The sequence below is a fragment of the Klebsiella sp. CD33 genome, from assembly GCF_051992865.1.
Taxonomy (GTDB): domain Bacteria; phylum Pseudomonadota; class Gammaproteobacteria; order Enterobacterales; family Enterobacteriaceae; genus Klebsiella; species Klebsiella pneumoniae.
The window spans coordinates 4,510,885-4,534,943 of the sequence record NZ_CP197023.1; the positions used below are offsets into that span (position 1 = coordinate 4,510,885).

General features: G+C 55.9%; 13 protein-coding genes, 1 tRNA gene, 3 rRNA genes and 1 pseudogene. 7 read left to right on the forward strand and 11 right to left on the reverse strand.

Annotated elements, in window-relative coordinates; all coding sequences use genetic code 11:
* Positions 1–33: 33 nt before the first annotated feature.
* Positions 34–333, forward strand: coding sequence for a restriction endonuclease subunit S (locus ACR809_RS22135; protein ID WP_369782816.1), 300 nt, complete (start codon positions 34–36; stop codon positions 331–333).
* 94 nt (positions 334–427) lie between these two features.
* The gene (locus ACR809_RS22140) at positions 428–3,691 is read left to right on the forward strand and encodes a type I restriction endonuclease subunit R (protein ID WP_117250441.1); all 3,264 of its coding nucleotides are present in this window, start codon (positions 428–430) and stop codon (positions 3,689–3,691) included.
* Between the two features lie 288 nt (positions 3,692–3,979).
* On the opposite strand, the gene fosA is transcribed toward ACR809_RS22140, so the two are convergent.
* Entirely contained in the window at positions 3,980–4,399 is a 420-nt protein-coding gene (fosA, locus tag ACR809_RS22145; protein WP_016531125.1) for a FosA5 family fosfomycin resistance glutathione transferase, read from the reverse strand.
* A pseudogene (locus tag ACR809_RS22150) lies at positions 4,393–5,300 on the reverse strand (LysR family transcriptional regulator). Before ACR809_RS22150 ends, fosA begins: the two are co-directional and overlap by 7 nt.
* An 86-nt stretch (positions 5,301–5,386) precedes the next feature.
* Between ACR809_RS22150 and ACR809_RS22155 the strand changes: the two are divergent.
* Positions 5,387–6,169 (forward strand): NAD(P)H-dependent oxidoreductase, encoded by a 783-nt coding sequence (locus ACR809_RS22155; protein WP_004177550.1) that lies wholly within the window; start codon positions 5,387–5,389, stop codon positions 6,167–6,169.
* Between the two features lie 36 nt (positions 6,170–6,205).
* Here the strand turns inward: ACR809_RS22155 and ACR809_RS22160 are convergent, their stop codons facing one another.
* Genes ACR809_RS22160 through ACR809_RS22175 form a run of 4 tightly spaced genes read right to left on the reverse strand, consistent with a single transcriptional unit; the run spans position 6,206 to position 10,641 of the window.
* The gene (locus ACR809_RS22160) at positions 6,206–7,162 is read right to left on the reverse strand and encodes an ABC transporter permease (RefSeq protein WP_002887352.1); all 957 of its coding nucleotides are present in this window, start codon (positions 7,160–7,162) and stop codon (positions 6,206–6,208) included.
* On the reverse strand, positions 7,159–8,130 hold the full coding sequence (locus ACR809_RS22165; protein WP_004177551.1) for an ABC transporter permease: 972 nt from the start codon (positions 8,128–8,130) through the stop codon (positions 7,159–7,161). Before ACR809_RS22165 ends, ACR809_RS22160 begins: the two co-directional genes overlap by 4 nt.
* On the reverse strand, positions 8,123–9,607 hold the full coding sequence (locus ACR809_RS22170) for a sugar ABC transporter ATP-binding protein (protein ID WP_004177552.1): 1,485 nt from the start codon (positions 9,605–9,607) through the stop codon (positions 8,123–8,125). The genes ACR809_RS22165 and ACR809_RS22170 overlap by 8 nt, the downstream gene beginning before the upstream one ends.
* 50 nt (positions 9,608–9,657) lie before the next feature.
* On the reverse strand, positions 9,658–10,641 hold the full coding sequence (locus ACR809_RS22175; RefSeq protein ID WP_002887349.1) for an autoinducer 2 ABC transporter substrate-binding protein: 984 nt from the start codon (positions 10,639–10,641) through the stop codon (positions 9,658–9,660).
* A 504-nt stretch (positions 10,642–11,145) separates the two neighbouring features.
* On the opposite strand from ACR809_RS22175, the gene trpS reads away from it, so the two are divergent.
* The 4 genes from trpS to ACR809_RS22195 all read left to right on the forward strand — a co-directional run bounded on the left by trpS (position 11,146) and on the right by ACR809_RS22195 (position 17,392).
* Entirely contained in the window at positions 11,146–12,153 is a 1,008-nt protein-coding gene (trpS, locus tag ACR809_RS22180; RefSeq protein WP_031592140.1) for a tryptophan--tRNA ligase, read from the forward strand.
* Positions 12,154–12,459: 306 nt separating this feature from the next.
* Positions 12,460–13,527, forward strand: a complete 1,068-nt coding sequence (locus ACR809_RS22185; RefSeq protein WP_004192202.1) for an HlyD family secretion protein — start codon at positions 12,460–12,462, stop codon at positions 13,525–13,527.
* On the forward strand, positions 13,524–16,268 hold the full coding sequence (gene rbbA / locus ACR809_RS22190; RefSeq protein WP_064148323.1) for a ribosome-associated ATPase/putative transporter RbbA: 2,745 nt from the start codon (positions 13,524–13,526) through the stop codon (positions 16,266–16,268). Before ACR809_RS22185 ends, rbbA begins: the two co-directional genes overlap by 4 nt.
* On the forward strand, positions 16,268–17,392 hold the full coding sequence (locus ACR809_RS22195; RefSeq protein WP_009309136.1) for an ABC transporter permease: 1,125 nt from the start codon (positions 16,268–16,270) through the stop codon (positions 17,390–17,392). The genes rbbA and ACR809_RS22195 overlap by 1 nt, the downstream gene beginning before the upstream one ends.
* Before the next feature lie 40 nt (positions 17,393–17,432).
* Here the strand turns inward: ACR809_RS22195 and ACR809_RS22200 are convergent, their stop codons facing one another.
* The 5 genes from ACR809_RS22200 to ACR809_RS22220 all read right to left on the reverse strand — a co-directional run bounded on the left by ACR809_RS22200 (position 17,433) and on the right by ACR809_RS22220 (position 23,501).
* Positions 17,433–17,750 carry a hypothetical protein gene (locus tag ACR809_RS22200; RefSeq protein WP_002887322.1) on the reverse strand — a complete coding sequence of 106 codons (318 nt, stop codon included), beginning with the start codon at positions 17,748–17,750 and terminating at the stop codon, positions 17,433–17,435.
* A gap of 740 nt (positions 17,751–18,490) precedes the next feature.
* Positions 18,491–18,606 (reverse strand): 5S ribosomal RNA (gene rrf, locus ACR809_RS22205).
* A 101-nt stretch (positions 18,607–18,707) separates the two neighbouring features.
* Positions 18,708–21,610, reverse strand: a 23S ribosomal RNA gene (locus ACR809_RS22210).
* A gap of 190 nt (positions 21,611–21,800) precedes the next feature.
* A tRNA-Glu gene (locus tag ACR809_RS22215) sits at positions 21,801–21,876 on the reverse strand.
* Between the two features lie 85 nt (positions 21,877–21,961).
* A 16S ribosomal RNA gene (locus ACR809_RS22220) occupies positions 21,962–23,501 on the reverse strand.
* Together the 16S, 23S and 5S rRNA genes with 1 tRNA gene alongside form the textbook arrangement of a ribosomal RNA operon.
* Positions 23,502–24,059: the final 558 nt, after the last annotated feature.

The window sequence follows — 24,059 nt, forward strand, 5'->3', positions numbered from 1 at the left end:
AAAGTTCGATTTATTCAACAAAGCCAATCTTTAATGGCAATGTATGCATTTACCGATGAGTTTGTAGCATACGCAAATTTACGTTCTACAGGAACAAGAATGCCTAGAGCAGAGGCTAAAGACCTGCTTAAATATAAAATCGTTTTACCCAATGAAAACATTTTAGAAAAATTTGAATTGCTCTTAAACGATTATTGGTCAAAAGGGCAACTTAACAATAACGAAAGTAAACAGCTAACTGCCCTCCGCGACACCCTGCTCCCCAAACTTATCTCAGGCGAGCTGTCCCTGGAGGATCTACCAGATTTAGTAACCCAAACCGAACCCGCTTAATGCATTTTGCCCCTGTTAAATCAGGGGCTTTCTGGTAAGGTTTTCTCTGTTACAGGAACCTTTACCAGAAAAACAGCCAGGGCCGGAGCGAAATATGCATCTCTCATTCAGTGAAGCGAAGTTAGAACAAGCCATTATTGAACTGCTACAGGATCAAGGCTATCAGCACCTGATCGGCGATGATGTTCCGCGTTCCAGCCTCGATCAGGTGATTATTGAAGACGATCTTCGCCATTACCTCGCCGCCCGCTATCAGGCCGACGGCATCACCGAAGAGGAGATCCAGCGGCTGATTAAGCAGCTCACCACGCTGCCCGCCTCCGATCTTTACGAAAGCAATAAAACCTTCTGCGCCTGGCTGGCCAACGGTTTCCTGTTTAAACGCGACGATCGTCAGCAGAAAGATCTCTATATCGAACTGCTCGATACCCGGCATCTTTCTGCGGCACTACGTGAACTGTTCGATACCGAAGACATGCCGCTGCAGCATGCTGCTGAGCCCCCGGCAAGCTATCTTATCCAGCCGCTGAACCGGGTGAAAATCGTCAATCAGCTGACCATCACCGGCAAAGAAAACCAGCCGCGTATTCCGGATGCCATCCTGTATATCAACGGCCTGCCGTTAGTGGTCTTTGAGTTTAAAAGCGCGGTGCGCGAGCAGGAAGCCAATATTGGCGATGCGTATAAGCAGCTCTGCACCCGCTATCGCCGCGATATTCCGCAGCTGTTTGTCTATAACGCGCTGTGCATTATCAGCGACGGCGTCAATAACCGCATGGGTAACCTGTTTGCGCCGTATGAGTATTTCTACTCGTGGCGCAAAGTTACCGGCAATGAAAACCGCGAGCAGGACGGCATCCCCTCCCTGCATTCGATGATTCAGGGGCTGTTTCATCCGGTCCGCCTGCTGGACGTGATCAAAAACTTTATCTGCTTCCCGGATAAGGCCAAACACGAAATAAAAATCTGCTGCCGCTACCCGCAGTACTATGCGGCGCGCAAGCTGTACTACAGCATCGAACGGGCGCGTAAACCTTACGGCGACGGCAAGGGCGGCACCTACTTTGGCGCGACCGGCTGCGGCAAGAGCTACACCATGCAGTTCTTAACCCGTCTGCTGATGAAAAGCGTCGAGTTCGCCAGCCCGACGATCGTGCTGATCACCGACCGCACCGATCTGGACGATCAGCTCTCGGCGCAGATGTGCAATGCCAAAAACTATATTGGTGACGAGACCGTGGTGCCCGTCACCAGCCGTGAGGATCTGCGGGAAAAGCTGGCCGGTCGCAACAGCGGCGGCGTCTTCCTGACCACTATCCATAAATTTACCGAAGACACTGAACTGCTCTCCGGGCGCAGCAATATCATCTGTATTTCCGACGAAGCGCACCGCAGCCAGGTCAACCTCGATCAGAAAGTGATCGTCGATAAAGAGAGCGGCAAGGTGCGCAAAACTTACGGTTTCGCCAAATATCTGCACGACTCGCTGCCGCAGGCCACCTATGTTGGTTTTACCGGCACCCCTATCGACGCCACGATGGAAGTCTTTGGCAACATCGTCGACAGCTACACCATGACCGAATCCGTGCAGGATGAGATCACCGTGCGCATCGTCTATGAAGGCCGCGCCGCGAAGGTCATCCTCGACGCCCGCAAGCTGGAAGAGGTGGAAAAGTACTACGCAGAGTGCGCCGACGCCGGAACCAACGAGTGGCAAATCGACGAGAGCAAAAAAGCCAGCGCCACCATGAACGCCATTCTTGGTGATGAAGACCGTCTGAAGGCGCTGGCGGAAGACTTTGCCAGGCACTATGAAAAACGTGTCGCCGAAGGCTCAACGGTGAAAGGCAAGGCGATGTTTGTCTGCGCCAGCCGGGAGATTGCCTGGGACTTCTATCGTCAGTTGAAAGACTTTCGTCCGGCATGGTTTGAAATTAAACAGGCCCCTGATGGGGTTGAACTGACCGGGCAGGAGGCGAAAGAGCTGCAGCCGTCCGAAATGGTCAAAATGGTAATGACGCGCGGTAAAGACGATAGCGTAGAACTGTACGATTTGCTGGGCAGTAAAGAGTACCGTAAAGAGCTGGATAAACAGTTCAAAAACGCGAAGTCGAATTTCAAAATCGCCATCGTGGTGGACATGTGGCTGACCGGTTTTGACGTACCGGAGCTGGACACTATTTATATCGATAAGCCGCTGCAAAAGCATAACCTGATCCAGACCATCTCCCGCGTTAACCGCAAGCTGGAAGGCAAAAGTAAAGGGCTGGTCGTCGACTATATCGGCATTAAGCGCCAGATGAACCAGGCGCTGGCGATGTATTCCCGCATTGACGCCACTAACTTTGAAGATATCCAGCAGTCAGTGATTGAGGTGAAAAACCATCTCGAACTGCTGGCGCAGGTTTTGCACGACTTCGACAGCCGGGCTTACTTCACAGGAGAACCGCAGGCGCAGCTGGCCTGCCTGAATCAGGCGGCAGAGTTTGTCATGCGCACTCAGAAGACAGAGCGCCGCTTTATGGGGCTGGTGAAGCGCCTGAAAGCGGCCTACGACGTCTGCTGCGGCAGCGAAGCGCTTTCGCAGGCCGAGCGCGACTACATCCACTTTTATATTGCCGTACGCTCCATCGTCTTCAAGCTGACCAAAGGCGACGCGCCGGATGTCACGCAGATGAACGCTCGCGTACGCGAGATGATTGCCGATGCGTTAAAGGCCGACGGCGTGGAAGAGTTGTTTTTCCTTGGCGATAAGAAAGCAGAGTCGATCGATATTTTCGACGACGATTATCTGGCGCGCATTAATAAGATAAAACTGCCGGCAACCAAAATTCAGCTGCTGCAAAAGCTGCTGGAAAAAGCCATCAGCGACTTTAAAAAGATCAACCAGCTTCAGGGGATCAATTTCACCCGTCGTTTTCAGTCGATTATGGATAAATATAACGAACGCCGGGAAGATGATGTTCTCAACGGTGAAGAGTTTGATTCTTTCAGTCAGGAGATGACCGATATTATCTACGATATCAAAACCGAAATGGGTACCTACGCCGAAATGGGGATTGATATCGAAGAGAAAGCCTTCTACGACATTCTGGCGCATATGCGCGATAAGTATCAGTTCACCTATGAGGACGACAAGATGCTGGCGCTGGCGAAAGAGATGAAGGCGGTGGTCGATAACACCTCGAAGTATCCGGACTGGAGCAAGCGTGATGACATTAAAGCGAAACTGAAAGTGGAACTCATTCTGTTACTGCATAAGCATAAATTTCCACCGGTGGCGAATGATGATGTGTATATGGGCGTACTGGCGCAGGCGGAGAATTTTAAGCAGCATCATATTAACACGCTGCACTAAGTTTACTGCAGGATGGCGGGTGATAAGCCGCTGCTGGCGAAGGTACGCCTGCGACTAAAAATACCTACATCCCCCTGCATGTGGCGCTGATATCTCTGGTTTCCAGCCTCCGATTCGACGGCAATAGTAATAATCTCAGCCGTCTGACGAACTTGTGCGCGCTGATGGGCTTCCTGGTGTTCAAGCGCAATGTCGAACTAAACCTCGAAGGTTAATACACGACGCTCATCTCCCCGGTGGCGCTGCGCTTACCGGGGCTACGGGTTACCTCGCGTCCGCAAATCAGCTTCACTGGTCAAAAAACACCATCCCCTTATACGGCTGTTCGCGGCAGGCGGCCAGACGCTGGGCGAGACTGCCGACGTGCAGCTCCAGCTTATGGCCATCGGGATCGAGGAAATAGTGCGAGGCACCTTCGCTACGGTTCAGCTTCCAGATCGCCACGCCGGCAGCCTCAAGGCGGGCGGCGAAGCTAGCAAAATCGGCTTCGCTAATACTAAACGCATAATGGGTGTAGTCGCTCTCTTCCGGCGGGGTGATGCGCCGCTGCGGATCCAGCGACAGGCACAGCCACAGATCGCCGCAGGAGAGATAGGCGCCACTGTCCCAGCGGGCGTGCAGCGTCATGCCCAGCAGTTGCTGATAAAACGCCACGCTCGGCGCCAGCTGGCTGACTGCCAGGGTCAGGTGATTCAGTCCACTCAGCATGTCTGTTCCTCCAGTGAATTCACAATGAACTGACGCAGCCATTGATGCGCCGGGTCGCGGTGCCAGCGCTCGTGCCACAGCATCAGCATCTCAAAGCCGGCGACCGCCGCGGCGGCTCGACGACCACCAGCCCGCTCTGCCCGCGCACCAGCCGCTCCGGCAGGACCGCCACCAGATCGCTATTGCGCAGGGTCTCCAGCATAAACAGGAAATGTGGCACGGAAAGGACAACCCGCCGCGTCAGTCCGAGGTTCGCCAGCGCGATATCGGTCGCCGCGCTGAAGCCGCCCCCGTCCGGGGAGAAGATCACGTGCTCCAGCTGACAGAACGTTTCCAGGCTAAGCCCAGGCCGCAGCGCCGAATGTTCCGCCCGGCCAGCCAGCACGTAGCGTTCGCGAAACAGCAGGCGCTGATGCAGCCCCGGCGGCGCGCCCTCACGGGTATGAAAGAAAAGATCTACTGTATCGTTGGCCGCCTGCTGCTCCAGCCGCGCAGGCTGCAGTTCGAATACCGCCAGCCGACTGCCGGGAGAGGCCTGGCGTAACCCAGCCAGCATCGGCAGGAGGATCGCCGAGGCCATATAGTCCGTCGCCGCCACCCGCCAGGTCTCCGCCGCCGTGGCCGGATCAAAAGGGCTGACCGGCGCCACCGCCTGCTCCAGCGCGGCTAATGCGGCGCGCAGCGGCTGGCGAAGCTCATCGGCGCGGGCGGTGGGCTGCATGCCGCGCGGGCCCGGCATCAGCAGCGGATCGGCGAAAATCTCCCGCAGCCTGGCGAGCTGAATACTTACCGAGGGCTGCGACAGATTCAGCCGCTGCGCCGCCCGGGTAACGTTGTTTTCGCTAAGCAGCACATCCAGGGTGCGCAACAGATTGAGATCCAGACGCTGTAAATTAATCACGACTATACCGGGAATTTAAGTAATTAATTTCTACTATAGCGTCAGCTTTCCTACTCTGCAGATCTCCATACGCCAGAGGTGATATTATGAAAGTACTGCTGATTTACGCCCATCCGGAACCGCGCTCGCTCAATGGCGCGCTGAAAAATTTCGCCATCCGCCATCTGCAGCAGGCCGGGCATGAAGTGCAGGTTTCCGATCTCTATGCCATGCGCTGGAAGGCCGGATATGACGCCGACGATAGCGGCGCCCCGCCGGTCGGCGAGTTCTGGCGGCCGACCCTCGATTCCAAACAGGCCTTTGCCCAGGGCACCCAAAGTGCGGATATCGTAGCCGAGCAGGAAAAGCTGCTGTGGGCCGATACGGTGATTTTCCAGTTCCCGCTATGGTGGTTCTCGATGCCCGCCATCATGAAGGGCTGGATCGACCGGGTGTACGCCTGGGGCTTTGCCTATGGCGTCGGCGAGCACAGCGACCGCCACTGGGGCGATCGCTACGGGGAAGGCACTTTCGTCGGCAAGCGGGCGATGCTGATCGTCACCGCCGGCGGCTGGGCGGAACACTATTCACCGCGCGGGATCAATGGCCCCATCGACGACATCCTGTTCCCCATTCAGCACGGTATGCTGTTCTATCCCGGCTTTGAGGTGCTTCCCCCGCTGGTGTTCTACCGCACGGATAAAACCGATGCCGGGCAGTTCGCCGATCAGTGCGCCGCCCTGGCCGAGCGGCTGGACACGCTGTGGCAAACCGAGCCCATTCCATTCCGCCGCCAGAATCATGGCGATTATCTGATCCCGTCGCTGACGCTGCGCCCGGAGCTGGCGCCAGGGCAAAGCGGCCTGGCGGTGCATTTGCGTAGCGAATAACTGGCTATCCCGTCTTCACCCCCGAGGACGGGTCATTTACCCGGCTCTCTCCAGTCCCAGCATGCCTCGCGCCTGGATAAAGCACAGCAGCAATACGCCCCACAGCGCCATCGTCAGATAGGGGCTGATACCGAGGATATTGAACCCACTCTCAATAATCTGCAGCAGGAACAGCGCGAGCACCATCCCAACGATGCGCCCGCTACCGCCATCCGGATTCACGCCGCCAAGCACCGCCGCGAGGATCGACACCAGCAAATACGATTCCCCATAAGATGCTTTGGCTGAGTTCAGCTTCGACATCATCAGAAACGCAGCCACCGCGCAGAGCAGGGCCGAGATGACATATACCCACATCAACACCCGCCGGGTATTGATCCCGGAATAATGGGTCGCCCGTTCGTTGGATCCGATCAACATGATCGCCCGACCCAGCGGGCTTTTCTCCAGCAGCACCCACAGCCCGGCCGCCACCACCGCAAAAAGCCACATTGGCAGCGGAATACCGAACCACTGGGCGTGATTCAGCCACAGCACCCACTGCGGATAGTTAGCGATGGCGCTGCCGCCGGTGATCAGAATATTTATCCCTTTGAGCAGGGTCATCATGCCAAGGGTAGCCAGGATCGGCGAAACGCGGATCCCGGCGATCAATATCCCGTTGCACAGGCCAATGATCATCGCCGCCCCTCCGCCGGCCAGCAGCGTCGCCAGCGCGGTAGCGCCCCCAGGCGGATAGCTCGTCGCCACCCAGGCCATCACCAGCGAGCAGGCGTTAGCCGTCGCGATAATTGACAAATTAATGCCGCCGCAAAGCATAGTCATGGCCATCGCCAGCGCCAGGATCCCCAGCACCGGCATTTGCGAGGCAATCGACTGGAAATTGCTGACAGACCAGAAGATGTTTGGCATGGCGATGCTAAAGGCGATAACCATCAGCAGCAGCAGGCCGATCAGGTAAAACTCAACGTTATTGCGCCATGATTTTTTCATAACAAGCTCCGGTTCTGATGCTGGCTCCATGCCGTTACGCTGATGCTGACGACGATGATCGCCCCAGTGATCAGGGTCTGCCAGTAGGAGGAGACCCCTAGCAGGTTCAGGCCGTTCTGCATCACCGCCAGTAAAATCACCCCCAGCAGCGTACCGGTGAGAGTTCCGCGCCCGCCAATCAGGCTGGTGCCGCCCAGCACCACCGCCGCCAGCACCGTCAGCTCATAGCCCAGCAGTGAATCCGGCGCAACGGTCATCACTGTCCACGCCTGCACGACACCTGCGGCCCCCGACATTAGTCCCATATAGCCATAAACGAACAGCTGCAGGCGGAGCACGCTGAAGCCGACGCGGCTGGCGGATTCCCGGTTGCCGCCCATGGCATAGATCTTGCGGCCAACGGTGGTGAAATTCATGATAAACGCGGTCAACAGCACCACGGCGATCATCGTCAGCAGCGGCAGCCCCAGGCCGTAATCGTAACCATCGGCATCGGTATATTTGAACAGCATAACCCCCTTTTCAAACCACGGAGGGAAGTCGTAGAGCCAGACACCTTTGCTTAACCACAGCAGCAAACCGTAGAAAATGTTGAGCGTAGAAATGGTGATAATGATCGAGGGCACCCGCAGACGATTAACCAACAGCGCGTTCACCAGCCCCAGCAGCACGCCGATGCCGCCGGCAAGCACAAAAGCCACCGCGAAGTTGCCGCCTACTTTTTGCAGCATCACCACCATGCCGTACTGGGCGATAATGGTCATAGCCGGGAAGGAGATATCAATCCCGCCGGCGATCAGCACCACGAACAGACCACAGGCGAGAATGGTCAGCATCGCATAGTTATTAGCGAGGTCGTAAAGATTGCCGAAAGTGAAAAATTCCTCACTGCGCCAGCCCAGCAGCAGGCACAGCGCAATAATGAACATGCCTAACCAGAATTCATGTCGTTTCAACAGATTAGCCATTGACCACCTCCGCTATCTGCTGCTGGGTACTGCTGTCCGGCAGGAAGCTATGGGTCAACTCGCCCTGCTTCATCACCAGGATGCGATGACTCTGGTACCACGCCTCTTCAATCTCGTCGCAAATCATCAGCACGGCGATACCATGGGCAGCCAAATCGCTGATGATATGATAGATCCCGGCTTTGTTTGCGATATCCACCCCCACGGTTGGGCTATCAAGGATCAGCAGCTTAGGAGAGATCGCCAGCCATTTGGCGATAGAAACGCGCTGGGCATTACCACCGGAGAGGGTATTCACCGGCAGATGCGTATCCGGCGCCTTAATGGTCAACGCGTTGACCATTCTTGCGACCAGCTGCTGAGCTTTACTATCACTCAATAGTCCGCAAGCGCCTTTCACTTTATGAAACACGGTGCTGATAATGTTGTTTTCAATCGACTGACTCATCACCAGGCCGCGCGACATACGGTCCTCGGAGACATAGCCGATACCGTGGCGGATAGCGTCCTGATTGCTACGCAACCGCACCGGCTGGCCATTTATCAGGATCTCGCCGCTGTCAGGGCGGGTCATGCCGAAAAGGCTCAGGCACAGCTCTGTTCGCCCGGCGCCCAACAGGCCGACTATCGACACCACTTCTCCGGCTTCGACCTTCAGGGAGACGTTATGATATTCCCCCTTGCGGCTGAGATTGCGCACCTCCAGCACCGGCGTACTGCCCTGCCCCTGCCACAGATCGCGCACCTGATAGTCAAACTCCTGGCCCGTCATCAGAAAACCGAGCCGACGGGTGGTTACCTCTGCCGCCGGCAAGGTGCCGACCAGATTGCCATCCTTCAGCACGCTGATGCGGTCCGATACGGCCATGACCTCTTCCAGACGGTGGCTTACGAAGACGATGCAGATCCCCCTCTCACGCAGCTGGCGCACCACATGCAATAGTCCCTCCACTTCCTGATGGGTCAATGAGGCCGTGGGTTCATCCATAATGATAAGCCGGGCATCCTGCGCCAGCGCGCGGCAGATAGCCACCAGCTGACAGCGAGCGATGGAGAGCGATTCCACGGCGGCATCCAGCGGCAGCGAGACGTTAATACTGCGCATCGCCTGCTCCGCACTGCGTCGCAGTTCGCTGCGCCTCACCAGCACGCCGCGATGATAGTGGTTTATAGCAATGTTCTCCCACACGCTGAGATTGGGAAACAGCGACAGATCCTGATAAATCACCTGGATCCCATGGGCGACAGAGGCCGCTGGCGTCAGTTTGGGCCACGTCTTGCCGCCCAGCGTCATCGCTGCGCCCTCATCCGGGCGATAGACGCCAGAGATAATTTTGATCAACGTCGACTTCCCGCAACCATTCTGCCCGGCCAGGCAGTGCACTTCTCCGGGCATAAAGTCGATGCTGATATCATTGAGCGCGCGGTTCGCGTGGAAGGTTTTGCTGACGTGTCGAAGGGAAAGGAAAGGTTCCATAGCATCCCCTGGCTGGTTAAGCCGGGGCGGCAGGCGCCCCGGAAGGTGGATTAGTAGAGCGAATCAATATTGTCTTTATTTACCAGCAGCACTTTATGGAAGCGGATAATATGCTTGTCGCTATCGACTTCCGCTTTACCGAGCTCTTTCAGTTCAAATCCCGGCTCAATGGTTTTGCCGTTCAGCAGGGTGCTGGCGACGGCCGCGAGAGCATAGCCGGCTGTCGCCGGATCGTAGGTGATCCCTTCGGTAATATCGCCGCTCTTAATAAGAGAGGCCGCCTGCGATGGGATCATCATCCCGTAGACCGCGACTTTATTTTTCGCACGCTTCTCTTTCACCGCGCGCCCCGCGCCAATCGGGCCATTCGAACCAAAAGAGACCACCGCTTTCAGATCCGGGTAAGTTTTCATCAGATCGAGCGTGGTACGGCGGGAATCATCAACACTTTCCGCCACCGGCATTCGGCGGGTGACTTCATGCATGTCCGGGTAATGTTCTTTTTGGTATTTCACCAGCAGATCGGCCCACAGGTTGTGCTGCGGTACCGTAAGGCTACCGACATAGATAACGTAGCCGCCTTTGCCACCCATCCGCTTGGCCATATGCTCCACGTATTCAGCAGCGAACTTCTCGTTATCGATTATCTCCACATCCCAGTTGGCGCTCGGCTGCCCGGGCGATTCGTTGGTCAGTACCACGATGCCGGCGTCACGGGCTTTTTTGAATACCGGCTCCAGCACGTTGGCATCGTTAGGCACGATAGTGATGGCATCCACTTTACGTGCAATCAGGTCCTCAATAATTTTCACCTGCTGCGGCGCATCGGTGCTGGACGGCCCTACCTGGGAGGCGTTGAGGTTAAACTCTTTCCCGGCCTGGACTACCCCTTCACCCATCCGGTTAAACCATGGCATGCCGTCCACTTTTGAAATATTGACTACGGTTTTTTCCGCCGCATATACCGGCGCGGAAATAAGCGCAGCCCCCAACAGCAAGGATGAAAAAATATTAACGACCAGACGTTTATGCATAATAATTAGCCTCAATACGTTGTAGTCAGACAGGGGTATGACGCAAAGCGGAAAAATAGATAGAAATTGTAATAATGTTAATAATTTAGAAGAGAATAAACACAAGCTGTAACAGCAGACAGGTAATATCCAGCTATAAATATGGATAATAATACTATAATCCTGTGGCGTGAGCTTTTTCACAAAAAAAATGCAACATAGTTTGTTGTTCCAGAATAATGATCGGGTCGCAGAGAAAATATATTTTTCCCGCTTCGTTATTTACCGAAAAATAATCACATAAATAACATCAGGAAAAGTATGTGATTTTTGATTGCGCCTCCAGCCCCTTCCGTGGCAGGATACTCCCTATGAACAGAAACGCGATCGTGACCTATCCCCGCCGTTGGTGGCTGCCTGCATAACAGGCGGCACGATATACGTTTCCATTTTCAAAGCCGCCGGAAGGCGGCTTTGGTGTTTTCAGGACGTCTTTCGGCTGAACAGTCTGATAAGGAGTCCCTGATGAACCATCCACAAACCATCCTCACCGGCGACCGCCCGACCGGCCAGCTGCATCTTGGCCACTACGTCGGCTCGCTGCGCCAGCGCGTCGCGCTGCAGCATAACCACCAGCAATTTATCCTGATCGCCGACCTGCAAGGGCTCACGGACAACGGCAGCAATCCGCAAAAAATCAGCCACCATATCCTCGAAGTCATGGCCGATTATCTGGCCGTCGGCATCGACCCCAGGCTCACCACTATTTGCCTGCAGTCCGCCCTGCCGGCGCTGGCGGAGCTCAGCGCGCTGTATATGAATATCGTCACCGTCGCCCGCGTGGAACGTAATCCGACGGTCAAAAATGAGATTGCCCAAAAGGGATTCGCCCGCTCGCTACCGGTGGGTTTTCTTGCCTATCCGATTAGCCAGGCGGCCGATATCACCGCCTTCAAAGCCGAGCTGGTGCCGGTGGGCGACGATCAGCTACCGATGATTGAGCAGACCAACGAGATCGTCCACAAGATGAATAGCCTCACCGGCGAGCCGGTGCTGCGCCACTGTAAGGCGCTACTCAGCGAAGTGAGTCGCCTGCCGGGCGTCGATGGCAACGCCAAAATGTCGAAATCGCTGGGCAATACGCTGACGTTATCGGCCACAGAGGAGGAGATCCACCACGCGGTCAGCGCGATGTATACCGACCCGACGCACCTGAGAGTCAGCGATCCGGGGCATGTCGAGGGCAACGTGGTGTTTACCTATCTCGATGCATTCCACAGCGATAAGGCGCGGGTGGCAGAGATGAAAACCCACTATCAACGCGGCGGGCTGGGCGATCGCCAGTGTAAGAATGAGCTGGAGACCTGCCTGCAGACGCTACTGGCGCCGATCCGCGAACGCAGGGCCACTTTTATTCAGGATAAAGGGATGCTGCTGGAGCTGCTGCGCCAGGGCAGCGAACGCGCCCACCACCTCACACAGCAGACGCTGCATGAGGTGAAGCGTGGGCTGGGTCTGCCGGTGCTGTTCTGAGATGGTGAAATACTCCCTGTGCGGATAATTTTGATAACACGCCGACAAGACCCTGTCTTTCGTATGGACAATATCGCCCCGGCTGTTACTATCGCGTTAACGGTAGCTCTCACTATGCGTGTTTCATTAAGGCCAGGATCGCTGATGATGACCACATAAGTAGCCCAGCGAGCGGCTGCGCATCGGCGCGGCAGAGCGCGGCGTCAGCGGCCCTCCCTCCACTTTTTCGTCCTTCGCAAGAAGGACGCTCCGCCCGCCGGAGGAAACACGCGCACCACTCAGCAAAGGGAATCAAGCGAGTCGCGTATGGACAAAATAAAGAAACGTTGGGCAGGGTATTTTGTCGGCTTACTGGTGGTGCTCGCCGCCGCCGCATGGTGGCTGCTGCGCCCGCCGGGACTCCCGGCGGGGTTTGCCAGCAGCAACGGCCGAATCGAAGCCACCGAAGTTGATATTGCCAGTAAAATCGCCGGGCGTATCGACACCATTCTGGTCAAAGAGGGTCAGTTCGTGCACCAGGGAGAGGTGCTGGCGAGAATGGATACCCGGGTACTGAACGAGCAGCGTCTTGAAGCCGCCGCGCAAATCAAGGAAGCGGAAAGCGCGGTCCTGGCCGCCAGAGCCTTGCTCGATCAGCGACAAAGTGAAATGCGCGCCAGCGAAGCGGTAGTGAAGCAGCGCCAGGCGGAGCTGGATTCCACGGCGAAACGCCATGTTCGCTCCAACGCCCTCTCCCAGCGTGGCGCCGTCTCCGCCCAGCAGCTGGATGACGATCGCGCGGCCGCAGAGAGCGCCCGCGCGGCGCTGGAATCGGCGAAAGCCCAGGTCTCCGCCGCCCGCGCCGCCATCGAAGCTGCCCGCACCAGCATTATTCAGGCGCAAACCCGCGTCGAAGCCGCCCAGGCGACCGAGCGGCGGATCCTCGCCGATATTGACGATAGCGAGCTGAAAGCCCCTCGCGACGGCCGCATTCAGTATCGCGTCGCTGAGCCAGGCGAAGTCCTGGCCGCCGGTGGCCGGGTACTGAACATGGTCGATCTCGCCGATGTCTATATGACCTTCTTTCTGCCCACCGAACAGGCAGGTCTGCTGGCGCTCGGCAGCGAAGCGCGCTTGGTCCTTGATGCCGCGCCGGATCTGGTGATCCCGGCCAATATCAGCTTTGTCGCCAGCGTCGCCCAGTTCACGCCGAAAACGGTCGAGACCAGCGACGAGCGCCTTAAGCTAATGTTCCGCGTCAAAGCGCGTATCCCGCCGGAGCTGCTGGCGCAGCACCTGGAGTATGTCAAAACCGGCCTGCCCGGTATGGCTTACGTACGGCTGGATAAACAACAACCCTGGCCTGAAGCCCTGGCGGTGAGGTTGCCGCAATGAAACTAACGCCGCAGGATACCTCGCCCCCCGTCGCCCTGCTGGAACACGTTGGTCAGCAGTTTGGCGCCACCATCGCGCTGCGCGATATCAGTCTGGCGATCCCGGCACGGCGTATGGTTGGCCTGATTGGCCCGGACGGCGTCGGCAAATCGAGCCTGCTTTCGCTGATCGCCGGGGCGCGGACCATCGAGCAGGGGAACGTGATGGTGCTTGGCGGCGATATGCGCGATGTGCATCACCGCCGCGAGGTGTGTCCGAAAATCGCGTGGATGCCGCAGGGGCTGGGGAAAAACCTCTATCACACTCTCTCGGTGTATGAAAATGTAGACTTCTTCGCCCGCCTGTTCGGCCACGATAAAGCCGAGCGCGAACTGCGCATCAACGAGCTGCTGCAGAGTACCGGGCTGGCGCCGTTTCGCGATCGCCCCGCCGGAAAACTCTCCGGTGGGATGAAGCAAAAGCTCGGCCTGTGCTGCGCGCTGATCCACGATCCGCAGCTGCTGATCCTTGATGAACCGACCACCGGCGTCGATCCCCTCTCCCGGGCGCAGTTCTGGGAGCTTATCGACAGTATTCGCCAGCGCCAGCCGGCGATGAGCGTGCTGGTGGCCACCGCCTACATGGAAGAGGCCGAGCGATTTGACTGGCTGGTGGCGATGAACGCCGGCGAGGTGCTGGCGACCGGCAGCGCCGCAGAGCTCAAAGCCCAGACCGGCAGCCAGACCCTGGAGCAGGCGTTTATCGCCCTGCTGCCAGAAGCACAGCGTCAGGCGCATAGGGCGGTAGTTATCCCACCGCGCGGCAGCCGTGAGGAAGAGATCGCCATCGAAGCGCGCGGCCTGACCATGCGCTTTGGCAACTTTGTTGCCGTCGACCACGTTAATTTCCGCATCGCCCGCGGTGAAATCTTCGGCTTCCTCGGCTCCAACGGCTGCGGCAAATCCACCACCATGAAGATGCTCACCGGCCTGCTGCCCGCCAGCGAAGGTGAAGCCTGGCTGTTCGGCCAGCCGGTCGACCCGAAGGATATCGCCACCCGCCAGCGGGTGGGTTATATGTCGCAGGCCTTCTCGCTCTATAGCGAACTGACCGTCCGGCAAAACCTCGAGCTGCACGCCCGCCTGTTCCATATTCCGGACGGCGAAATCCCCGGCCGGGTGGCGGAAATGTGCGAGCGCTTTATGCTGACCGAGGTTGAAGACGCGCTTCCCGCCGATCTGCCGCTGGGGATCCGTCAGCGCCTGTCGTTAGCGGTGGCGGTCATCCATCGCCCGGAGATGCTGATCCTCGACGAGCCGACCTCCGGCGTCGACCCGGTGGCGCGGGATATGTTCTGGCAGCTGATGGTAGACCTCGCGCGGCAGGATCAGGTGACCATTTTTATCTCCACCCACTTTATGAATGAGGCGGAACGCTGCGATCGTATCTCCCTGATGCACGCCGGCAAAGTGCTGGCCAGCGATACGCCGCAGGCGCTGGTCGAGCAGCGCGGTTCAAACAGCCTGGAAGAGGCGTTTATCGCCTGGCTTAAAGAGGCCCAGCCGTCCTCTCCAGTACCAGAAGAACCCACGTCTGCTGTGGCATCGCATTCCGGACATACGGCTCCACGGCAGGCCTTCAGTCTTCGCCGGCTGTTTAGCTATAGCCGCCGCGAGGCGCTGGAGCTGCGCCGCGATCCGGTACGATCGACGCTGGCGCTGCTGGGGACGGTGATCCTGATGTTTATCATGGGGTATGGGATCAGCATGGACGTTGAGGATCTGCGCTTTGCCGTCCTCGACCGCGATCAAACCCTCAGCAGCCAGGGCTGGTCGCAGAACATAGCCGGTTCACGCTACTTTATCGAGCAGGCGCCGCTGCACAGCTATGACGAACTGGACCGCCGGATGCGCGACGGCGAGCTGGCGGTGGCAATAGAGATCCCGCCGAACTTTGGTCGCGATATCGCCCGCGGCACGCCGGTGCAAATCGGCGTGTGGGTGGACGGCGCGATGCCCAACCGCGCGGAAACCGTGCGCGGCTACGTACAGGCGATGCATCTGGCCTGGCTGCAGGAGATGGCCGGCCGGCAGAGCAGCCCGCAGCGCGATACCTCGCTCATCTCCATCGAGACCCGCTATCGCTACAATCCAGATGTGAAGAGCCTGCCGGCCATCGTCCCGGCGGTGATCCCGCTGCTGCTGATGATGATCCCGGCGATGCTCAGCGCCCTGAGCGTAGTGCGTGAGAAAGAGCTCGGGTCGATTATCAACTTGTACGTGACGCCGACCACCCGTAGCGAGTTCCTGCTCGGCAAACAGCTGCCTTATATCGTACTGGGGATGTTTAACTTCTTCCTGCTGTGCGCATTGTCGGTTTTTGTCTTTGGCGTCGCGCATAAGGGGAGTTTCCTGACGCTGACCCTGGCGGCGCTGCTGTATGTCACCATCGCCACTGGTCTGGGGCTGCTGATCTCAACCTTTATGAAGAGCCAAATCGCCGCTATTTTCGGTACCGCGATTATTACGCTGATCCCGGCAACCCAGTTTTCCGGAATGATCGATCCGGTGGCCTCGCTGGAAGGTCCCGGGCGCTGGATTGGGCAAATCTACCCGACCAGCCACTTCCTGACTATCGCCCGCGGGACCTTTTCGAAAGCGCTGAATATTAGCGATTTGTGGGGCTCATTCATTCCGCTACTGATTGCGGTGCCGCTGGTGCTCGGGTTGAGCGTGCTGCTGCTGAAGAAACAGGAGGGATGATGCGCGGATTACGCAATATTTATAATCTTGGCGTCAAAGAGCTGCGCAGCCTGCTCGGTGATAAAGCGATGCTGGTGCTGATCGTGTTTGCGTTTACCGTGTCGGTGTACTCCTCGGCCACGGTGATGCCCGGTTCGCTGCACCTGGCGCCGATCGCGGTTGCTGATATGGATAAATCACAGCTCTCATCACGCATTATTAACGCTTTTTACCGTCCCTGGTTTCTTGAGCCGGAGCTGATCACCGCTGATGAGATGGACGCCGGGCTGGATGCCGGGCGCTACACGTTCGCCATCAACATCCCGCCTAACTTCCAGCGCGATGTACTGGCCGGTCGGCAGCCGGAAATCCAGGTCAATGTCGACGCCACGCGCATGAGTCAGGCCTTTACCGGCAACGGTTACATCCAGAATATTATCACCGGCGAAGTAAACAGTTTTGTCGCCCGCTATCGGGATAACAGCGTGCTGCCGGTAGAGCTGGCGGTAAGGATGCGTTTTAATCCTAACCTTGAGCAGGAGCGCTTTGGCGCGGTGATGGCGATCATCAACAATATCACCATGCTGGCCATTGTCCTCACCGGTTCGGCGCTGATCCGCGAGCGGGAACATGGCACCATTGAGCATCTGCTGGTGATGCCGGTCACGCCGTTTGAAATTATGCTGGCCAAGATCTGGTCGATGGGCCTGGTGGTGCTGGTGGTGTCCGGGCTGTCGCTGGTGCTGATGGTGCAGGGGATTTTGCAGGTACCCATTGAGGGATCGGTTCCCCTGTTTATGCTGGGGGTGGCGCTCAGCCTGTTCGCCACGACCTCGATCGGCATTTTTATGGGCACCCTCGCCCGCTCGATGCCGCAGCTGGGGCTGCTGATGATCCTGGTCTTACTGCCGCTGCAGATGCTCTCCGGCGGATCCACGCCGCGAGAAAGTATGCCGCAGCTGGTACAGGATATTATGTTGACCATGCCGACCACCCACTTCGTCAGCCTGGCGCAGGCGATATTGTATCGAGGCGCCAGCTTCGCCATCGTCTGGCCGCAGTTCTTAACCTTGCTGGCTATCGGCGGAGTGTTCTTTACTATCGCGTTGCTGCGTTTTCGTAAGACTATTGGTGAGATGGCATAAAGGCTTAAGAAGGGCCGTCGACTTACGGCGGCCGAATGGTTTATTTATGGCGATTCATAAAGCGACGTAAACCCCAGGTGAAGGCCATCGCCATACTGAAGAGAATGAACAGCAACACCACCCAGCTGATGGAGATGCGCAGCAGCGTGCCGGGGGTCATAAACGGCTGCAGATACACGGTGAAGGACTGGGCGGGTGATTTTCCCAGCAGTTCATAAACGTTATCGGTGAGCCACACGCCGACCCGGCAGAACAACCAGATAATCGCTGGCCAGCAGAGCAGCACCAGAAAGGTAAAGCGCTCCTGAATGTAAGTGAAGAGCTGGCGCAATGGCGACCAGTTAAGCAGGATTTTCATTTCTATTCTCATTTGCCAGCCGAGAACCTGCATATGTTTCGCAAGGTATTTCGGGCAGCATCCATACAGGCAATCATCCCCCTTTGTATATCAAATTTGCTGCCATATAAACCAGATCAAGTTAACAAAGTGTTAATGATAAAGCTCATTTAGACAAAAACAGGGAAGAAGCATACCGTTCGCCACAATACATCCGGAAGCGAAGTATCCAGTCACGGAAATATTTTTTCTGAAGCGTAAACGCGTTATTTTGTGGGAGGAAGAGGCCGCATCATTATTTTACCGGAGCACAATATAATGGCGCTGAAATAAAGAAATAATATTAATCGTAGCTGCTGATAATTATTTTCCGACTTGTATCATCCGGTAAATTCACTATCCGGTTGACCATGCCACAAGCATTCGTCACGCTATTTTGCGAAGCAATAAAGGCGGTGCTGCGCACTTTGTCCGGGGTACGGTTTTGTAGCCCCGGTAAGCGCAGCGCCACCGGGGAGACATACCGGCACGCTGGCCGGACGACAGAAACGCAAAAAGCCCATCCGACAGGATGGGCTCTTCACTTGTTTGATGCCTGGCAGTTTATGGCGGGCGTCCTGCCCGCCACCCTCCGGGCCGTTGCTGCGCAACGTTCAAATCCGCTCCCGGCGGATTTGTCCTACTCTGGAGAGCGCTCACCGACAAACAACAGATAAAGCAGAAAGCCCGGTCTTTCGACCGGGCTTTCTGCTTTATTTGATGCCTGGCAGTTCCCTACTCTCACATGGGGAGACCCCACACTACCATCGGCGCTACGGCGTTTCACTTCTGAGTTCGGCATGGGGTCAGGTGGGACCACCGCGCTAGTGCCGCCAGGCAAATTCTTTGTGCTCAGTACGCAATTCTTTATATTGCGTACTCAACTCTGAATCTAAGCTGAAAATTCTCTCAAACCCGCCAAAACATCTTCGGCGTTGTAAGGTTAAGCCTCACGGTTCATTAGTACCGGTTAGCTCAACGCATCGCTGCGCTTACACACCCGGCCTATCAACGTCATCGTCTTTAACGTTCCTTCAGGAGACTTAAAGTCTCAGGGAGAACTCATCTCGGGGCAAGTTTCGTGCTTAGATGCTTTCAGCACTTATCTCTTCCGCATTTAGCTACCGGGCAGTGCCATTGGCATGACAACCCGAACACCAGTGATGCGTCCACTCCGGTCCTCTCGTACTAGGAGCAGCCCCCCTCAATTCTCCAGCGCCCACGGCAGATAGGGACCGAACTGTCTCACGACGTTCTAAACCCAGCTCGCGTACCACTTTAAATGGCGAACAGCCATACCCTTGGGACCTACTTCAGCCCCAGGATGTGATGAGCCGACATCGAGGTGCCAAACACCGCCGTCGATATGAACTCTTGGGCGGTATCAGCCTGTTATCCCCGGAGTACCTTTTATCCGTTGAGCGATGGCCCTTCCATTCAGAACCACCGGATCACTATGACCTGCTTTCGCACCTGCTCGCGCCGTCACGCTCGCAGTCAAGCTAGCTTATGCCATTGCACTAACCTCCTGATGTCCGACCAGGATTAGCTAACCTTCGTGCTCCTCCGTTACGCTTTGGGAGGAGACCGCCCCAGTCAAACTACCCACCAGACACTGTCCGCAACCCCGGTAAGGGGCCAACGTTAGAACATCAAACATTAAAGGGTGGTATTTCAAGGTTGGCTCCACGCAGACTGGCGTCCACGCTTCAAAGCCTCCCACCTATCCTACACATCAAGGCTCAATGTTCAGTGTCAAGCTATAGTAAAGGTTCACGGGGTCTTTCCGTCTTGCCGCGGGTACACTGCATCTTCACAGCGAGTTCAATTTCACTGAGTCTCGGGTGGAGACAGCCTGGCCATCATTACGCCATTCGTGCAGGTCGGAACTTACCCGACAAGGAATTTCGCTACCTTAGGACCGTTATAGTTACGGCCGCCGTTTACCGGGGCTTCGATCAAGAGCTTCTCCTTACGGATAACCCCATCAATTAACCTTCCGGCACCGGGCAGGCGTCACACCGTATACGTCCACTTTCGTGTTTGCACAGTGCTGTGTTTTTAATAAACAGTTGCAGCCAGCTGGTATCTTCGACTGGTCTCAGCTCCATCCGCAGGGACTTCACCTACACACCAGCGTGCCTTCTCCCGAAGTTACGGCACCATTTTGCCTAGTTCCTTCACCCGAGTTCTCTCAAGCGCCTTGGTATTCTCTACCTGACCACCTGTGTCGGTTTGGGGTACGATTTAATGTTACCTGATGCTTAGAGGCTTTTCCTGGAAGCAGGGCATTTGTTACTTCAGCACCGTAGTGCCTCGTCATCACACCTCAGCCTTGATTATCCGGATTTGCCTGGACAACCAGCCTACATGCTTAAACCGGGACAACCGTCGCCCGGCTAACATAGCCTTCTCCGTCCCCCCTTCGCAGTAACACCAAGTACAGGAATATTAACCTGTTTCCCATCGACTACGCCTTTCGGCCTCGCCTTAGGGGTCGACTCACCCTGCCCCGATTAACGTTGGACAGGAACCCTTGGTCTTCCGGCGAGCGGGCTTTTCACCCGCTTTATCGTTACTTATGTCAGCATTCGCACTTCTGATACCTCCAGCAACCCTCACAGGTCACCTTCGCAGGCTTACAGAACGCTCCCCTACCCAACAACACATAGTGTCGCTGCCGCAGCTTCGGTGCATGGTTTAGCCCCGTTACATCTTCCGCGCAGGCCGACTCGACCAGTGAGCTATTACGCTTTCTTTAAATGATGGCTGCTTCTAAGCCAACATCCTGGCTGTCTGTGCCTTCCCACATCGTTTCCCACTTAACCATGACTTTGGGACCTTAGCTGGCGGTCTGGGTTGTTTCCCTCTTCACGACGGACGTTAGCACCCGCCGTGTGTCTCCCGTGATAACATTCTTCGGTATTCGTAGTTTGCATCGGGTTGGTAAGTCGGGATGACCCCCTAGCCGAAACAGTGCTCTACCCCCGAAGATGAGTTCACGAGGCGCTACCTAAATAGCTTTCGGGGAGAACCAGCTATCTCCCGGTTTGATTGGCCTTTCACCCCCAGCCACAAGTCATCCGCTAATTTTTCAACATTAGTCGGTTCGGTCCTCCAGTTAGTGTTACCCAACCTTCAACCTGCCCATGGCTAGATCACCGGGTTTCGGGTCTATACCCTGCAACTTAACGCCCAGTTAAGACTCGGTTTCCCTGCGGCTCCCCTATACGGTTAACCTTGCTACAGAATATAAGTCGCTGACCCATTATACAAAAGGTACGCAGTCACACCATAAAGGTGCTCCCACTGCTTGTACGTACACGGTTTCAGGTTCTTTTTCACTCCCCTCGCCGGGGTTCTTTTCGCCTTTCCCTCACGGTACTGGTTCACTATCGGTCAGTCAGGAGTATTTAGCCTTGGAGGATGGTCCCCCCATATTCAGACAGGATACCACGTGTCCCGCCCTACTCTTCGAGTTCACAGCCTGTGCATTTTGGTGTACGGGACTATCACCCTGTACCGTCGGACTTTCCAGACCGTTCCACTAACACACAAGCTGATTCAGACTCTGGGCTGCTCCCCGTTCGCTCGCCGCTACTGGGGGAATCTCGGTTGATTTCTTTTCCTCGGGGTACTTAGATGTTTCAGTTCCCCCGGTTCGCCTCGTTAACCTATGTATTCAGTTAACGATAGTGCAACGAATTGCACTGGGTTTCCCCATTCGGACATCGCCGGCTATAACGGTTCATATCACCTTACCGACGCTTTTCGCAGATTAGCACGTCCTTCATCGCCTCTGACTGCCAGGGCATCCACCGTGTACGCTTAGTCGCTTAACCTCACAACCCGAAGATGTTTCGTAAAACATCATCGTGTCGCGAAAATTTGAGAGACTCGAACACACATTGACTGTGTGTCGTTTCAATTTTCAGCTTGATCCAGATTTTTAAAGAGCAAATATCTCAAACGTCACCCGAAGATGAGTTTTGAGATAGTTCGGCACGCGTCTTTCACTCACGAACCAGCAAGTGGCGTCCCCTAGGGGATTCGAACCCCTGTTACCGCCGTGAAAGGGCGGTGTCCTGGGCCTCTAGACGAAGGGGACACTGAAGTCTCAATCGCAAGACGCCTTGCTTCTTTACGTTCATCAGACAATCTGTGTGAGCACTACAAAGGCAGGTTCTTTAAGGTAAGGAGGTGATCCAACCGCAGGTTCCCCTACGGTTACCTTGTTACGACTTCACCCCAGTCATGAATCACAAAGTGGTAAGCGCCCTCCCGAAGGTTAAGCTACCTACTTCTTTTGCAACCCACTCCCATGGTGTGACGGGCGGTGTGTACAAGGCCCGGGAACGTATTCACCGTAGCATTCTGATCTACGATTACTAGCGATTCCGACTTCATGGAGTCGAGTTGCAGACTCCAATCCGGACTACGACATACTTTATGAGGTCCGCTTGCTCTCGCGAGGTCGCTTCTCTTTGTATATGCCATTGTAGCACGTGTGTAGCCCTGGTCGTAAGGGCCATGATGACTTGACGTCATCCCCACCTTCCTCCAGTTTATCACTGGCAGTCTCCTTTGAGTTCCCGGCCTAACCGCTGGCAACAAAGGATAAGGGTTGCGCTCGTTGCGGGACTTAACCCAACATTTCACAACACGAGCTGACGACAGCCATGCAGCACCTGTCTCACAGTTCCCGAAGGCACCAATCCATCTCTGGAAAGTTCTGTGGATGTCAAGACCAGGTAAGGTTCTTCGCGTTGCATCGAATTAAACCACATGCTCCACCGCTTGTGCGGGCCCCCGTCAATTCATTTGAGTTTTAACCTTGCGGCCGTACTCCCCAGGCGGTCGATTTAACGCGTTAGCTCCGGAAGCCACGCCTCAAGGGCACAACCTCCAAATCGACATCGTTTACGGCGTGGACTACCAGGGTATCTAATCCTGTTTGCTCCCCACGCTTTCGCACCTGAGCGTCAGTCTTTGTCCAGGGGGCCGCCTTCGCCACCGGTATTCCTCCAGATCTCTACGCATTTCACCGCTACACCTGGAATTCCACCCCCCTCTACAAGACTCTAGCCTGCCAGTTTCGAATGCAGTTCCCAGGTTGAGCCCGGGGATTTCACATCCGACTTGACAGACCGCCTGCGTGCGCTTTACGCCCAGTAATTCCGATTAACGCTTGCACCCTCCGTATTACCGCGGCTGCTGGCACGGAGTTAGCCGGTGCTTCTTCTGCGGGTAACGTCAATCGCCAAGGTTATTAACCTTAACGCCTTCCTCCCCGCTGAAAGTGCTTTACAACCCGAAGGCCTTCTTCACACACGCGGCATGGCTGCATCAGGCTTGCGCCCATTGTGCAATATTCCCCACTGCTGCCTCCCGTAGGAGTCTGGACCGTGTCTCAGTTCCAGTGTGGCTGGTCATCCTCTCAGACCAGCTAGGGATCGTCGCCTAGGTGAGCCATTACCCCACCTACTAGCTAATCCCATCTGGGCACATCTGATGGCATGAGGCCCGAAGGTCCCCCACTTTGGTCTTGCGACGTTATGCGGTATTAGCTACCGTTTCCAGTAGTTATCCCCCTCCATCAGGCAGTTTCCCAGACATTACTCACCCGTCCGCCGCTCGTCACCCGAGAGCAAGCTCTCTGTGCTACCGCTCGACTTGCATGTGTTAGGCCTGCCGCCAGCGTTCAATCTGAGCCATGATCAAACTCTTCAATTTAAGTTTGATGCTCAAAGAATTAAACTTCGTAATGAATTACGTGTTCACTCTTGAGACTTGGTATTCATTTTTCGTCCGAGGACGTTAAGAACCCATGTCACTTTGAGTGCCCACACAGATTGTCTGATAAATTGTTAAAGAGCAGTTGCGACGCGCTTTAGCGCTCTGTCGCGAGGTGGCGTATATTACGCTTTCCTCTTTCAGAGTCAACCCGTTTTTCAGGATTTTTCTCTGCAACCGAACCGGCTGTTTGTGTGAAGTGATTCACATCTGCCGTGTCAGTGGGAGCGCATTATAGGGAGTTCGCCGGAAGTAGCAAGCGTTAAAATAGAAAAATCTTATCGACCGCTCATTATTTGAACTTTTCGCTAATTCATCTTCTTACCATTAAAGGCGCAATCCCAGTGTTCATGCGGCCTGCAGCGCAATTTACGCTAAGATCGGTTTTTGGCGAAAATGTGATTTTCTCTCTTACCCAACGCCATTATCGCGCCGATGGTGAATTAAGCATCACTCTTGACCCACGACAATGCGCCCGCCCGGCCCTCATTTCTATAA